At 66.8% G+C, this 13,265-nt stretch carries 16 protein-coding genes and 1 tRNA gene; 9 read left to right on the top strand and 8 right to left on the bottom strand.

The window, feature by feature from the left end:
• Window positions 1-149: 149 nt before the first annotated feature.
• Entirely contained in the window at window positions 150-1,151 is a 1,002-nt protein-coding gene (locus B4F19_RS12990; protein WP_292735552.1) for an NAD(P)-dependent alcohol dehydrogenase, read from the top strand.
• A 35-nt stretch (window positions 1,152-1,186) separates the two neighbouring features.
• Here B4F19_RS12990 and B4F19_RS12985 read toward each other — a convergent pair whose 3' ends face one another.
• Both B4F19_RS12985 and B4F19_RS12980 read right to left on the bottom strand, forming a co-directional pair.
• Complete coding sequence (locus tag B4F19_RS12985; RefSeq protein WP_292735550.1) at window positions 1,187-1,324, bottom strand: hypothetical protein; 138 nt, start codon at window positions 1,322-1,324, stop codon at window positions 1,187-1,189.
• A gap of 211 nt (window positions 1,325-1,535) precedes the next feature.
• Window positions 1,536-1,817 carry a Fe-S cluster assembly protein HesB gene (locus B4F19_RS12980; RefSeq protein ID WP_195692006.1) on the bottom strand — a complete coding sequence of 94 codons (282 nt, stop codon included), beginning with the start codon at window positions 1,815-1,817 and terminating at the stop codon, window positions 1,536-1,538.
• 154 nt (window positions 1,818-1,971) lie between these two features.
• Here B4F19_RS12980 and B4F19_RS12975 point away from each other — a divergent pair.
• Window positions 1,972-2,043: transfer RNA gene (locus tag B4F19_RS12975), tRNA-Arg, on the top strand.
• A gap of 37 nt (window positions 2,044-2,080) precedes the next feature.
• Window positions 2,081-2,440, top strand: coding sequence for a nuclear transport factor 2 family protein (locus tag B4F19_RS12970; protein ID WP_292735547.1), 360 nt, complete (start codon window positions 2,081-2,083; stop codon window positions 2,438-2,440).
• Here the strand turns inward: B4F19_RS12970 and B4F19_RS12965 are convergent.
• Genes B4F19_RS12965 through B4F19_RS12955 form a run of 3 tightly spaced genes read right to left on the bottom strand, consistent with a single transcriptional unit; the run spans window position 2,430 to window position 3,941 of the window.
• Window positions 2,430-3,248: a hypothetical protein gene (locus B4F19_RS12965; RefSeq protein ID WP_292735544.1), complete on the bottom strand. Its 819-nt coding sequence runs from the start codon at window positions 3,246-3,248 to the stop codon at window positions 2,430-2,432. The genes B4F19_RS12970 and B4F19_RS12965 overlap by 11 nt on opposite strands.
• A gap of 4 nt (window positions 3,249-3,252) precedes the next feature.
• The gene (locus B4F19_RS12960; protein WP_292709068.1) at window positions 3,253-3,483 is read right to left on the bottom strand and encodes a helix-turn-helix domain-containing protein; all 231 of its coding nucleotides are present in this window, start codon (window positions 3,481-3,483) and stop codon (window positions 3,253-3,255) included.
• Entirely contained in the window at window positions 3,483-3,941 is a 459-nt protein-coding gene (locus tag B4F19_RS12955; RefSeq protein WP_292735541.1) for a DUF2975 domain-containing protein, read from the bottom strand. The genes B4F19_RS12960 and B4F19_RS12955 overlap by 1 nt, the downstream gene beginning before the upstream one ends.
• Window positions 3,942-4,064: 123 nt before the next feature.
• Here B4F19_RS12955 and B4F19_RS12950 point away from each other — a divergent pair, with 123 nt between their 5' ends.
• On the top strand, window positions 4,065-5,189 hold the full coding sequence (locus B4F19_RS12950) for a hypothetical protein (RefSeq protein WP_292735538.1): 1,125 nt from the start codon (window positions 4,065-4,067) through the stop codon (window positions 5,187-5,189).
• On the opposite strand, the gene B4F19_RS12945 is transcribed toward B4F19_RS12950, so the two are convergent.
• A complete protein-coding gene (locus B4F19_RS12945) occupies window positions 5,176-6,021 on the bottom strand; it encodes an LLM class F420-dependent oxidoreductase (RefSeq protein WP_292727868.1) in 846 nt (281 codons plus the stop codon). The two genes, B4F19_RS12950 and B4F19_RS12945, sit on opposite strands and share 14 nt — an antisense overlap.
• 72 nt (window positions 6,022-6,093) lie before the next feature.
• On the opposite strand from B4F19_RS12945, the gene B4F19_RS15815 reads away from it, so the two are divergent.
• Window positions 6,094-7,020, top strand: coding sequence for a DUF1990 family protein (locus B4F19_RS15815; RefSeq protein ID WP_348681278.1), 927 nt, complete (start codon window positions 6,094-6,096; stop codon window positions 7,018-7,020).
• A gap of 8 nt (window positions 7,021-7,028) precedes the next feature.
• Here B4F19_RS15815 and B4F19_RS12930 read toward each other — a convergent pair whose 3' ends face one another.
• On the bottom strand, window positions 7,029-9,137 hold the full coding sequence (locus B4F19_RS12930) for a heavy metal translocating P-type ATPase (RefSeq protein WP_292735535.1): 2,109 nt from the start codon (window positions 9,135-9,137) through the stop codon (window positions 7,029-7,031).
• A 79-nt stretch (window positions 9,138-9,216) separates the two neighbouring features.
• Window positions 9,217-10,302, bottom strand: a complete 1,086-nt coding sequence (ald, locus tag B4F19_RS12925; RefSeq protein ID WP_292735533.1) for an alanine dehydrogenase — start codon at window positions 10,300-10,302, stop codon at window positions 9,217-9,219.
• A gap of 177 nt (window positions 10,303-10,479) precedes the next feature.
• Between ald and B4F19_RS12920 the strand changes: the two genes are divergently transcribed.
• The 4 genes from B4F19_RS12920 to B4F19_RS12905 form a co-directional block, all read left to right on the top strand.
• Complete coding sequence (locus B4F19_RS12920; protein ID WP_228176884.1) at window positions 10,480-10,950, top strand: Lrp/AsnC family transcriptional regulator; 471 nt, start codon at window positions 10,480-10,482, stop codon at window positions 10,948-10,950.
• 121 nt (window positions 10,951-11,071) lie between these two features.
• Window positions 11,072-11,923 (top strand): transporter substrate-binding domain-containing protein, encoded by an 852-nt coding sequence (locus tag B4F19_RS12915; protein ID WP_292735528.1) that lies wholly within the window; start codon window positions 11,072-11,074, stop codon window positions 11,921-11,923.
• Complete coding sequence (locus B4F19_RS12910; RefSeq protein WP_292730469.1) at window positions 11,920-12,792, top strand: amino acid ABC transporter permease; 873 nt, start codon at window positions 11,920-11,922, stop codon at window positions 12,790-12,792. The genes B4F19_RS12915 and B4F19_RS12910 overlap by 4 nt, the downstream gene beginning before the upstream one ends.
• The coding region (locus B4F19_RS12905; RefSeq protein WP_292735525.1) for an amino acid ABC transporter ATP-binding protein at window positions 12,789-13,265 on the top strand (477 nt) is incomplete at its 3' end. The genes B4F19_RS12910 and B4F19_RS12905, both read left to right, overlap by 4 nt.

The following is a 13,265-nucleotide window of genomic DNA, read 5'->3' as shown; positions in this document are numbered from 1 at the left end:
CGCGGGATGCTCCGGCGCTCATCGTGCGGGGGATGCTGGAACGCTCGCCCGAGGGGGTGACGAACGTGCTCGCCGACCGCTTCGAGGACCTGCGTGTCGGGGTGCAGCACCGCTCGCGAGACTTCCACTGATCTCCCTAAGCTGGCGTCGTGAGCGATCCCGAACACGTCGAGGCGCTGCCTGCCACCATGCGTGCCGTCGTGTATGACGCGTACGGACCGCCCTCGAACCTCCGGGTCGAGCAGGTCCCCGTGCCGCGGCCCGCCGCGGGTGAGGTGCTTGTGCAGCTCGTGGCGACCTCCGTCAACCTGAGCGACTGGGAGACGCTGCGCGGCGACCCCTTCTACGCGCGCATCGGCGGGCTCACCAGGCCCGTGCGACGCATCCTCGGTTCGGACATTGCAGGCATGGTCGTCGCCATCGGTCGGGGCGTCTCCCGGTTCGCGGTCGGCGACGAGGTCTACGGTGACATCCTCGAACGCAAGGGAGGCTTTGCCGAGTATGCCGTCGCTCCGGAGTCAGCCCTCGCTCGAAAACCGGCACAGCTGAGCTTCGCCCAGGCCGCCGCGATCCCGCAGCCTGGGGAGATCGCCGTCGAGGCGATGACCAAGGCCCGCCCGGGTTCCCGCCTGCTCGTCAATGGAGCAGGTGGCGGGTCGGGGGCGTTCCTGCTTCAGCTCGCGAAAGCCGCCGGGATGCATGTCACCGGGGTGGACAACGCCGGGAAGCTCGACTTCATGAGGCTCATGGGCGCCGACGAGACCATCGACTACCGCGAGCAGGACTTCACCCGCACCGGGCCCTACGACCTCGTTATCGACCTCGTCGCGTACCGATCGGTGTTCGCCTACCGACGGGCGCTGGCCCCGGGCGGGCGATGCTTTGTCGTCGGTGGCACGACCCGTGTGTTGATACGGATGCTGACCGTCGGCGCGCTTGTCGGTCTTGTCAGTGGGACTCGGCTGGGCGCGCTCGCCGTGCCGACTGGGCCTGCGCGGTTCGAGCCGCTCGCAGCCCGGTGCGCCGCCGGCGAGATCCAGGTGCCGATCGACGCCGAGTACAACCTCGTCCACACGCGGGAAGCGCTCGAGCATCATGGCAACGGTCGCGCGCTTGGCAAGGTGGTGGTCCGGATCCGCGACGACCCGTGATGCTTCGGTTGTGCGCGAAGTTGGTCTCTGTGTGATCACAAAGTCGGGCGTCGCGAGTCGTAGGAACCGACCTCGGGGCGCCGTCCGTGGCCGTCGCGAATGACCGAGCGCGCGAGAGCGATCACGCTCGTGGTGATCGCCGCGATGAACAGAACAAGGATGATGACGGACACGGTGGCTCCCTTCCGCCTCCATGTCACCCCGTCACGGATGCCGCACCCCACGGCCACCCTGCCGCGCGTGGCCGGTCGTGCACGCGATCCGCGAAAACACACGGTCTCGTGGTCGCGCCGCGAGCCAGCATCCGCCGATTGGACCGCTTGCCATCCGCCAAGACGGCCCCCGACGACCGAAGTCATCGGGGGCCGCTATATCGCTGGGGGATCAGCCCTGTGCGGCGAGCGCGAAGCGGACGGTGCCGTCCTGCTCGAGCTGCGCGTCCAGGACGCGATCATTGAGCGCAAGCGACGCTGCGGTGTCGAGGAACACGCGAGCGCCCTCGGTCACAACGACGGTGTCGTCAGGCTCGGGTGCGGGTGCCACGCTGAGCTCGAAGCCGGTCTCGGCGCCAGCATCCCGGATGCGCAGACCGCCGTCAGCTGCCTGCGGCACGCGGGCGACGATCGTCTTGACGGCCTCAGCGGCGGTGTCGGTCATGGTGAGCATGGGTGCTCTCCTTCCGTTGCGGTCTCTGGGCCAGCCACGATTCCGAGAGTTGGCAACGCTCGCAACCTCACAAGCGCCATACCCAGGGGATTCCCACGTTGGGACGTTGATCGGCTCGGTCGGGTCAGCGACGCCGCCTAGACTGGAGCAGCCAGCCTCTGTAGCTCAATGGAAGAGCAGTTCCGTCCTAAGGAAACGGTTGGGAGTTCGAGTCTCTCCAGGGGCACTTTCCGTAACGATCGCCGTGTGCGAAGGCGGCAGCCATGGATACGGATGCCGTCGGGCGCTGGGTTAAGGAGTATGAGCGAGCCTGGCGTGAGTGCGATGCGCCAGCGGTGCGCGATCTTTTCACCGAGGACGCGCATTACCTCACGTCACCATACGAAAAACCGCTCGTCGGGCACGAAGCGATCGAGGATTTCTGGAACGATCCGCAACCGTTCGAGATGGAGATCCAGTCGGTGACGGTTGATGGCTCTCACGCTGTCGTGCGCGTGCGGGTCACGTATCGCGACCCTGAGCAGGAGTACCTCGACCTCTGGGAGCTCGACTTCGCGCCCGACGGGCGAGCCGAGCATTTCGTCGAGTGGGCCTACTGGCCCGGCAAGAGCTTCACCGCGTAGCTTCGACGGCGCACGCGGTCTCGAGCCTGAGGTGAAGCATCCCGTCGACCGACGTGCTGTCACGGATGCTCATCCGCTCGATGGGCAGCTCAGTGCTGTAGCGAATGTCCTCCTGCATCGCACGGTCGGGCAGATAGCCAGCGCGGTCCCAGGCTGCCAGGATGCGGGTCGCCGAGGCGGCATTGTCACCCGTGCGGAACGCCAGGTCAACGGTCAGTCGAGATCCGACCTCGCCGCAGGGAACTGCCGAGACAGGCGTTTGGTGGACTGTAACGGGGACGTCCTCCGGTGTCCGAAGGGGCCGCGTGCTCGCCTCGATCGTGGCGTGAAGCATCCGCGTGATCTCGTCTCGCGCCTGCGTGACAGTCAGGGGATCCGGTGCTGGCGTCGTGCCTCCCGGCGGCAGGATCGCGGCAGTGTTGCCGATCGCGGATGCGGCCATCTCGGTGAGCCTGTCGACATTGTCGTCTCCCCACGCGACGAGCACGAGCGAGCCCGAGAGGAGCACACCGCACACCAGGCCGGCTGCCAACCAGTCAACGGATCGTCTCCAGGCGGCGATGGCGATGATGACGCACACCACGATCAGGGTGATGCTGAGGATCGCTGACGCTGAGCTCCTGGCTGACGCGGCTTCGGCGATCTCTTCCAGCCAACCGGCCGCTGTCACCGGTTTGTCGTAGCCGACGTCGCCGCTCAGCATCACGAACAGAACGGTGGCTCCGCACAGCACAATTGTGCCGACGACGAGAGTAAGGATCGCGAGCGCTTTGATCGCCCGCGTAGCGACGCCCGAGGTGGTGCTCACCCGCTCACTCGCCGCCGCTGACGCCGGCCTCGTCGGGTTCCCACCGCAGGACGTCGCCGGGTTGGCACTCCAGCACGCGGCAAATGGCATCGAGTGTGGAAAAGCGCACGGCCTTGGCTCGACCGTTCTTGAGGACCGACACGTTGACGGGGGTGATGTCGATGGCGGCGGCGAGCTCTGAAACGCTCATCTTCTTCTTCGCGAGTTGGACGTCGAGATCGATCACGATGGCCATCAGACGACCTCAGACAGGTCCTGGCGCAGTTGCGTGGCCTGGCGAAGTAGGCCGCGCATCACGACAACCACGAGGGCAAGACCCGCGGCACAGATGAGTGAGATCAGTCCAACGAGCGCCGTGAAAGGCCCACCAGCGCTCGCTGCATCGAGCACAACGAGGCCGGCGACGATCAGCAAGCCGGCGACGACAATACTGCCGATGATGATGTCGACCCACCGAAACGCGGCGTTGTCGAAGATACGGTCCTCCGCAGCGAGCGACAGAAGGGCCCACACGCAGACCAGCACGACCTGACCGCACAGCAGGAGCGCGTCAACCAAGAGGATGCCGGGAAGCTCGAGGGCTGCAAACTCGGGCGCGGCCTGTGCGAAGCTCCTGGCGTTGGCGGGAACGTAAGCCACCTGCACGAACACGATCGCGGCGAACAACACCACGATCAGGGCTTTGGCCGCCACAATCACCACGTTCCGCATCCGCGTTGTCCTATCGTTTATCGGTTGCAATCTATCGAAAAACGATAGTAGCTTAGCTGCTCGACCGAGGTCCACGGAACTCGGTGCGGGAGAAGGCGGGATGCTATGGCTACGAATGCCGAGAGGCTGCGGTCGGCGTACTCGCGCGCGACGTGGCCAGCACTCATCGTCGGCACTGTCGTGGGTGCGGTGCTTGGCCTGATGGTCGTTCAGATCGTGGGGTCAGCGGCACCGTGGGGTGTTGCACTGACCTTCGGCGTCGCTGGCGTCGTGACGGCCGCGATCGCCGCCGGCCTCAGCTTGGCGGTCTTGGCTGGGATGAACACCTACGTGTCACCGTCGCCCCACGTTCGCGTCGCCGCCGCGACGCTGACCGCATCCGTCGCCACGGCGATGGTGTCGCTGGCGCTGCTGTGGATGCTGTTTCTTCGGGGGGTGCTGTGGATCGCCGCGCTCGCGGGGGTCGTCGCGGCGATCGTCGCACTCGGTCTAGCGCTTGCCGCCGAATGGCGGGCTCCGACCTTGCCTCAGCCGGCGCGGCGCGATCACATTCCCAGCGGTATCGGTTTGTGGCCGCTGGGAGCAGCCATGCTCATTCCCATCGGCGGCGCGAGCTCGATATTCCTGCTCCGAGCTCAGTTGCATGTGCAGTGCGGCATCCACTTCGAGGTTGCTGTTTCTCAGGTCGAGGCGAACGGGTCGTGGGTGTGCGCGGACGGCATCAGCTACCTGATTCCCGGAATCATCCTGAGCTGCGGTCCCTTTGTGTTCGCCGTTGTCGGCGCCGGGATCGCACACCTGGTCGTTCGAGACGTTCTGGCTCGGCTCGTGCTCGCTCTTCTCGCCGTGGCGAGCGTCGCGTGGGTGCTCGGATGGACGTGGTACGCCTCGGGTGCGCTTGTGTCGTCAACGCCGCCCGGCATCGACTCGCTCCACTACTGGTATCTCGCCGTGGGACCCGCCGCAGCCGTGGCGGCGGCAGGACTGGTCTTCGGGCTAGTCGCTCTGCTCGCCCGCCTCTCGGGTACCGGGTGGATGTTGGGTCTCGCGATCGGTGCGATGATCTTCGCCAGCCTGTCAAGCCTCGGGGTCTCCGCCGGCACGTTCGTCGCCGCAGGTCTGCTGGGCGCGGCCTACGGTCGCGGGTTGAGGCGCGAGCACCCCTGTGAGCCGCGCCGGAATGCAGCTGGAGCCAGCGACGAGGCTGCCGGCCCGCTCAGGAGCGCGTGACCGCACCCCGGTTCGGTGCCACAGCGCGATACACCTCGAGCGCTGAGTCGCTCGGTACACCCTGGACGCAGACGTGGTCGGCACCGGCATCCAGATGAGCGCGGAGCCCATCGAGAAGGGTCGCGGCGTCTCCATGGACCACAATGCGATCTACCAGGTCGTCGGATCCCGATCCCTGAACGTCATCATCGCTGAACCCGCCTCGCTTCATGGTGTTGGTGTAGTTGTTCAGGCCGAGATACGGCGTGAGGAACGCGCGTGCGGCCTTGCGTGCGGACACCGGGTCGGTATCGAGTACGACGGTTTGCTCCGGCGCGACAAGGACCCCGTCCCCCAGCGTCTCGCGGGCTTCGGCGGTCTGCGCGGGCAGTGTGAGGTAGGGATGCGTCCCCGCACTGCGGGTGCGGGCGAGTTCGAGCATCCGGGGCCCGAGCGCGGAGAGTAGCCGGTCTTCCCGAGGCACGCCCTCGGCATCCAGCAGGTCGAGATAGCTGCTCATCGCCTCCAGCGGCCGGGCGCGTTCGTGCTGGCGTTCACGGTGACCTGAGCCGATACCGAGCAGGAGCCGGTCGGGATGCCGCGCGACGATGCGATGATACGACTCGGCGAGTTCGGTGGCATCCGACATCCAGATGTTCACGATGCCGGTGGCCAGCACGATCGACTCGGTGGTGTCGAGCAGCCGCTCCGCTTCCACGAGATCGGCGGCGGGAGATCCGCCGAGCCAGATCGTGCCGTACCCGAGCCGCTCGATCTCCACCGCCATCGTTTCTTCGATGTCGGTGCTGCGTCGCCAGACCCCGAATTCACCTAGCCGATCCGTCCACGTCATTCCCCCATCCTCGCAGGCGTGTGGATGTCCAGCCCGGGGCTGCGCGGCACGTCCCTCAGGCATGATCGAACCGTGACCAGTCGATTCGTCGTGCGCACCCGCGCTGCGGTGGCCGCCGACGAGCTTTTCGAGGTCTCGCTCGACATCGACGCTCACGTCGCCTCGATGGAGCAATCCGGCGAGCGGGCGATCTCGGGCGTCGTCTCGGGCCGCATCGACCTCGGTCAGGAGGTCACGTGGCGAGCCCGCCACTTCGGCATCTGGTTCACGATGACCTCGCGGATCACGGCGCTCGACCGACCAACGCGGTTCGTCGATGAGCAGGTGCGTGGGCCGTTCCGGTGGTTTCGTCACGAGCATCGCTTCGATGACGTCACCGGCGTGACGACCATGACCGACACGATCGATCTCGCTTCGCCGATTTTCGGCATCCTCGCCGAACGTGCTGTGCTTGTACCCTACCTGCGGCGACTCATCCGTGTGCGCAACGCACATCTGCTCGACCGGCTCGGCCTGGGCCCGACGACCGATCCCGGTGCTGCCGCCTGGGAGCCGGGCGAGTCTTCGCCGTACCGCGCTGTCGAGAGCGCAACCCACCTCGGTCGAGGCGAGGCGGTGTGGGAGTTCGCGAGCCGCGAGGTGCTCCGCTGGGGCGTGAAGACGCGGAGCGGATTCCGAATCTCTGATGCGCACGAGGTGATCCCCGGGGAGCGGCTGCAGATCACCGCAGCGATCGGTCCCCTGTCGATCCGAGAGCCGGTCGAAGTCCGCAGCGTCATCCGTGAACCCGATCGGGTCGGCTTCTCATATGTGGCTCTGCCGGGTCATCCCGTTCGCGGCGAGGAGGCGTTCATCGTCCACCGCGAGGGTGAGGATGTCTTCCTCAGCATCCGGTCACTCGCGGCGCCCGCGAGCCGCGGCGTCTGGCGTTTCGCGTACCCCGTGCTGCGGGTGGCGCAGATGATTGTCCGGAGGCGGTATCAGAGCGCGCTGCGCTGAGCCCGCGCCTACCGACGCAGCGCAGCTCGAACCGCGGAAGCGGGGTCCAGATCGATGCGTCGCAGCAGCTGGGCATTGAGAGCGACGACGACGGTGGACAGCGACATCAGGATCGCACCGACCGACATCGGCAGCACGAAGCCGATCGGGGCCAGGATGCCGGCGGCCAGCGGCACCGAGATGAGGTTGTACCCGCCCGCCCACCACAGGTTCTGCGTCATCTTCCGATACGTCCGGCGCGACAGCTCGATCACCGAGAGTACTGAGCGTGGGTCGGATGTCGCGAGGATCACTCCGGCCGAGGCGATCGCGACATCCGTGCCCGCACCGATCGCGATGCCGACGTCGGCCTGTGCGAGGGCCGGAGCGTCGTTGACGCCGTCGCCGACCATCGCGACCCGCTTGCCCTCCCACTGAAGTTCACGTACCTTCGCAGCCTTGTCTTCGGGGCGCACGCCGGCGAACACCCGGTCGATGCCGAGGTCGTCGGCAACGGATGCGGCGACGCTCTCGGCATCCCCGGTGATCATGACGACCGTGATGCCCAGCCTGTGCAGCGCATCGACGGCCTTGCGGGACTCCGGCCGCACCCGATCGGACAGTGCCAGCCCGCCGATGACCTGCCCGTCGCGCGCGACGTGCAGGATGATGGCTCCCTTGTCGTGCCAGGATGCGGCGGCTTCGACCTCATCGGCGCCCAGCTGCTCCAGCATCCGGGGCCCGCCGACGCGGATCTCGTGTCCGTCGACCGTTGCAGTGACGCCGACGGCGGGGGAGGACGAGAAGTCGGTCGCCTGGGGGACACGGATGCCCCGCTCGGCCGCCGCGCGCACGATGGCCGCTGCCAGCGGGTGCTCGCTCACGTTTTCGGCGGCGGCAGCGAGGGCGAGCACGTCGTTGTCGTGCCACGCGCTCGCGGTCTCAATCGCCGTCACCGCAGGGGCGCCTTCGGTGAGCGTGCCGGTCTTGTCGAACATCACGGTGTCGACGGTACGCATGCTCTCTAGCGCCAGCCGATCCTTCACCAGGATGCCGGCCCGCGCGGCCCGCTCGGTGGCGATCGAGACGACGAGTGGGATCGCGAGGCCCAGCGCGTGTGGGCAGGCGATCACGAGCACGGTGATCGATCTGATCACCGCTGAGTCGGCGTCGCCGATGAGTGTCCAGACCACGGCGGTGATGACCGCAGAGCCGAGCGCGAACCAGAACAGCAGGGCCGCGGCGCGATCGGCGAGCCGCTGTGCGCGGGATGTCGAGTTTTGCGCATCCGCAACAAGGCGCTGGATGCCAGCCAATGCCGTGTCGTCGCCTGTCGCGGTGACCTCGATGCGAAGACCGGAGTCGACGGCCACGGTACCGGCGGTGACGGTGTCGCCGACGCCGCGAGGGACAGGACGGGACTCTCCGGTGACCATCGACTCGTCCATGTCGGCATGGCCATCGATGACCACTCCATCTGCCGGAACGTTCGAGCCGGGCCGCACCACGACAACGTCGCCCGCTCGCAGATCGGCGGGGGAGACGGTGACGATCTGGTCTCCCTCCACGCGTTCTGCTTCGTCGGGGAGGAGCGCGGCGAGTGAGTCGAGTGCTGACGTGGTTTGCGCAAGTGAGCGCATCTCGATCCAGTGGCCGAGCAGCATGATCACGATGAGCAGCGCCAGCTCCCACCAGAACTCGAGGGCATGGTCCAGGATGCCGAGAGTCGCCCCCCAGGAGGCGAAGAAGGCGACCGTGATGGCCAGTCCGATCAGGAGCATCATCCCCGGCGTGCGCGAGCGCAGTTCCGAGATCGCTCCGCTGAGGAACGGCCAGCCGCCCCAGGCGTACATGACGGTACCCAGGACCGGCGCGACGACCAGCGCCCAGTCCGGCACTGCGTAGCCGAGGATCATCGCGAACATGGGTGATGAGGCGACGACCGGAATCGCTATGACGAGGTTGATCCAGAAGAGTCGACGAAACTGCGCGACGTGATCCCCGTGGCCAGTGTGTCCGCTGTGAGCATCGTGCGATCCATGGCGTTCGCGGTTCTCGTGGCTCTCGTGCTGCGCGTGCTCATCGTGCTCGACGCGCCCTGTCGCTGCCGTGTGGTGGTGCTCGTGCGAACCGCTCATGGCCGTCACTCCTTGGGTCGTCGGCGTACTCTCGACCACAACGAGGATACCCCCGGAGGGTATTCCGGCCCAGGAGGGATCACATACCGAAGGCGGCGCGCACTCCCTCGTTTACCACGACGCCACCCCGCACGTTGAGTCCACGCGCGAGTGCCGGGTCAGCCTCGGATGCCGCATCCCAGCCGTGGTCAGCGATCGTCGCGATGTATGGGAGGGTCGCGTTGCCGAGCGCGCGTGTGGAGGTGTGAGGCGCCGCGCCGGGCATGTTCGCGACGCAGTAGTACAGCGACTGGTGCACCGGGAAGGTGGGGTTGTCGTGGGTCGTGGGGTGTGAGCCTTCGAAGCATCCACCCTGGTCGATCGCGATGTCAACGAGAACGGAGCCGGGCTTCATTGCCGCGACCATCTCGTCGGTCACGAGCTTGGGGGCTGCAGCTCCCGGGATCAGGACCGACCCGATCACGAGATCGGCTTCGGCGAGCTGCTCGGCGATCTCGTACCGGGTCGAGGCGCGGGTCTGGATGGCTCCGCCGAAGCGAGCCTCCAGGGCGCGGAGCTTGGGCAGCGAGATGTCGATCACGGTGACGTTCGCACCCAAGCCGAGCGCGTTCGCCGTTGCGTGCTCGCCCGCCACACCGCCACCGATCACGACGACCTTGGCCTTGGGTGTGCCGGGCACGCCGCCGAGCAGCATCCCTCGCCCGCCCGCGGGGCTCATGAGGGCGTTCGCGCCAACCGTGATGGACAGGCGCCCGGCTACCTCGCTCATCGGAGCGAGCAGCGGCAGCGCGCGGTCGACGGTCTGCACGGTCTCGTAGGCGATCGCGGTAGTTCCAGCGCTCATGAGGGCGTCGGTCAGCGGCCGGTCGGCGGCGAGGTGCAGGTAGGTGAAAAGGGTGAGGTCTTCGCGCAGCAGCCCGTATTCGGGGGCGATCGGCTCCTTGACCTTGACGACCATCTCGGCGCCGCCCCAGGTCTCTTCGGCGGTGTCGGCGATCTGTGCGCCCGCGGCGCGATACGCGTCATCCGTGAACGCGCTACCGAGGCCCGCGCCGCGCTGCACCGTCACGGTGTGGCCTCGGCGAACGAGGGCGTCCACTGCTGCCGGCGTCATGGCGACGCGGTTCTCGTTGTTCTTGATCTCGGTGGGTACGCCGATCCGCATGGGTTTCTCCGTTCTTCCTTGAGCGCGGCCATACAGCTCGCCGTCGAAACCGAGAATCGCACGATCTTCTGCTCTTTATGTTTCAGAACGAAGAAATCGAGCCTCGAACTGCGCATACGGGCGCGTTGTCGTGAAGAAGAGTTGGCGCTGGTGCTCGAATGGCGAAGAATATTCGGTATGGAGAAGGACCTCGACCCCGTCGACGAACGCATCGTCGAGCTGCTGTCAGCCGATGGCCGCATGACGAACGCGGCGCTCGCTGATGCGATCGGCCTCGCACCGTCAACCGCGCACACCCGCGTTCGCGCTCTCGTAGACCGCGGCGTGATCACGGGCTTTCACGCAGCCCTCGACCAGGGCGCCCTCGGGCGAGGGCTCCAGGCTGTCATCGGAGTGACCCTGCGTCCCGGTGCGCGCCAGGAGAGCATCCGTGCTTTCACGCAAGAGGTGCGACGCATCCCCGAGGTGATCCAGGTCTTCTTTCTCGGCGGGGCTGACGACTTCCTGGTCCACATCGCTGTCGAGGATTCGTCGGCGGTGCGGCGCTTCGTTGTCGACCACCTGTCCGCCCGGCACAGTGTGGCGTCCACCCGCACCAGCCTGATCTTCGAGTACCACCGCAATGCCGTCGCCGCCGACTTCGACTAGGCCCGTATTGCGGGGCATCGTAAGAAAGCGCCGCGCAATTGGTCCCGGGGCGCCGCGACGACGGATGATGGAGGAACGGCGCATCACAGCATCCGTGCGTCGACCCACCCTTGGAGGCCCTGTGTCCCGTGCCCTTGGCGCATCGCGCGCCCGTATCCTCACCGCCGCTGCCGCACTCGCGCTCTCGGCGCTCGCCCTGGCAGGCTGCTCGACGTCCGGCGAACAACCCGACTCCGCCGATGCGGGGTACGTGACGCCCGGAAAGCTCACCATCGCGACCGGACAAACCGCCTACGAGCCGTACGTCATCAACGATGACCCGGCCTCCGGTGAAGGGTTCGAGGCGGCCCTCGCGTACGCGATCGCCGACAAGCTCGGGTTCGCTGCCGACGACGTCGAATGGGTGCGCACGAGCTTTGAGGCAGCGATCGCCCCCGGTCCGAAGGATTTCGACTTCAACATCCAGCAGTACACGATCACCGACGAGCGCAAGCAGGCAGTCGATTTCTCGTCCCCGTACTACTCGGCGGCCCAGGCTGTCGTGGCGATCGAGGGCGGACCGGCAGAGGGTGTCACCGACATCGATGGGCTGAAGTCCCTCGTCTTCGGCGCGATGTCGGGCTCGACCAGCGCGCAGACGATCGATGCGGTAGTTCAGCCCGACACGGCGACCCAGCTCTACTCGTCCAACGAGGATGCCGTCGCAGCCCTCAAGGCCGGGCAGATCGACGCGTTCGTGATCGACCTGCCGACGGCGTTCCTTGCCACGTCGCAGTACATCGAGAACTCCTTCATCGTCGGCCAGCTGCCCCTGGGCGGAATCGCCGATGAGTGGGGCGTTGTGCTGGCGAAGGACTCACCGCTGACGGCATCCGTGTCGGAAGCGATTGACGAGCTGCGCGCCGACGGCACGCTCCAGCAGATCACCGACCAGTGGCTGGATGCCGAGCAGGGCGTTCCGATCCTGCAGTGACCGCTCCCGCCCCTGCTGCCGCGGACGGCCCGCCGCCGCTCAGCGCCCTCGAGCTCGACCGCCGCGCCTATCGGCGCCGGCGGTCGCAGCGCTCTGTGCTCGTTGCGGTCGCGTCGACCGTGGTGTTCGGCGCGGTCGTCTGGCTCACTGTCATCCAGACGCCGGGGTGGTCGGCGGTACAAGAGGCCTTTTTCAATCCGCGGATCGCGATCGAGGCGCTCCCGAAGATCTGGGACGGATTCCTCCTGAACCTGCAGGTGCTGGGTCTGTCGGTCATCACGGTGAGCGTTGTCGCGTTGACTGTCGCGGTGCTCCGCACCCTGCGCGGACCGGTGTTCTTCCCGCTGCGGGTGCTCGCGGCCGGCTACACCGACCTGTTCCGCGGCTTCCCGTTCATCATCGTGCTCTACCTGGTAGGGTTCGGCATCCCCACGATCATGGATCAGCGCATCCCGCCGGTTGTCCTCGGGGTGATCGCGGTCACCCTCACCTACTCGGCATACGTTGCTGAAGTCATCCGTGCCGGTATCGAGGCCGTGCATCCGTCACAGCGGCTCGCCGCCCGTGCCCTCGGGCTCGGCCACGTGCAGACGCTTCGGCATGTCGTGCTGCCGCAGGCGCTACGCAAGATGACACCGCCGCTGATGAACGACTTCATCTCGATGCAGAAGGATGTCGGGCTGATCTCTATTCTCGGAGCCGTGGATGCCGTCGCGGCCGCCCGCTCGGAGGTGTCCCTTACCTACAACTTCACGCCCTATGTCGTCGCGGGCATCCTGTTCGTCCTGCTCGCGATCCCGACGATCCGGGTGGCCGACTGGTACACGGCGAAGCTGCAGCGTCGCGAGCAGGCGGGATCGGTCCTGTGAGCGCCGTGCTGCGGGCTGAGGGCCTGTGGAAGAGATTCGGCGACCAGCCCGTCTTGCGCGGCGTATCGCTCGAGCTCTCGCGTCACGAGGTCGTCGCGGTGATCGGTTCGAGTGGATCGGGTAAGTCAACGTTGCTGAGGTGCCTGAATCTGCTCGAGAGCATCGACGATGGCCGCATCCTGCTCGGTGACGATGACATCTCGGATCCGCGCGTCGATGCCGACCGGGTGCGTTCACGGCTGGGTACCGTCTTCCAGAGCTACAACCTGTTCCCGCACCTGAGCCTGCTCGATAACGTCACCCTCGCTTCCCGGGTCGTGCGACGGATTCCGCGCCGCGACACCGAAGAACGAGGAAAGGTGCTACTCGATCGGGTGGGGCTCGGAGCATTCGCGGACGAGCATCCCGACCGGCTCTCCGGCGGCCAACAGCAGCGCGCGGCGCTTGCGCGGGCCATCGCAACCGACCCCGAG

The organism is Microbacterium sp. UBA1097 (assembly GCF_002313585.1).
GTDB lineage: Bacteria > Actinomycetota > Actinomycetes > Actinomycetales > Microbacteriaceae > Microbacterium.
The sequence above is the reverse complement of the archived record's forward strand: the minus strand, read 5'-3'. Positions and strand labels throughout refer to the sequence as shown.